Below are 287 nucleotides of genomic sequence, written 5' to 3'. Positions count from 1 at the left end.
CCCAGCTTGCTGGCCACGCCGCCCGCCACCAGCGCCGCCAGGCCATATTCGGCTACCTTGTCCGTCTTGCTGTCGAAATCCGTGTAGCGGTTCCCCTCGGTAAATTCCGTGAACGCCGTCACTTGCTGCATCTCTTTCTTGATCGCCTCGATCTGCTGCATGCTGGCGATCGCGTTCAGGTTCAGCACGCCTTCGCGGCCCAACACGCGCACGTTGTAGTTCAGTGAATGCTCGCCGCCATCGACCATCAAGTCCTTGGCCCAGTACAGCTTGTGCGTATCCTTGGC

Annotated in this window: 1 protein-coding gene; it reads right to left on the bottom strand. The window is 60.3% G+C overall.

Annotated elements, in window-relative coordinates; translation table 11 throughout:
- Window positions 1-287: DUF2167 domain-containing protein (locus V3391_RS17725; RefSeq protein ID WP_332079769.1), on the bottom strand; the 287-nt coding region annotated here is incomplete at both ends.

It is taken from the genome of Luteimonas flava (assembly GCF_036584485.1).
Classification (GTDB): Bacteria; Pseudomonadota; Gammaproteobacteria; order Xanthomonadales; family Xanthomonadaceae; genus Luteimonas; species Luteimonas flava.
This window is presented reverse-complemented; position numbering and strand designations above follow the sequence as displayed.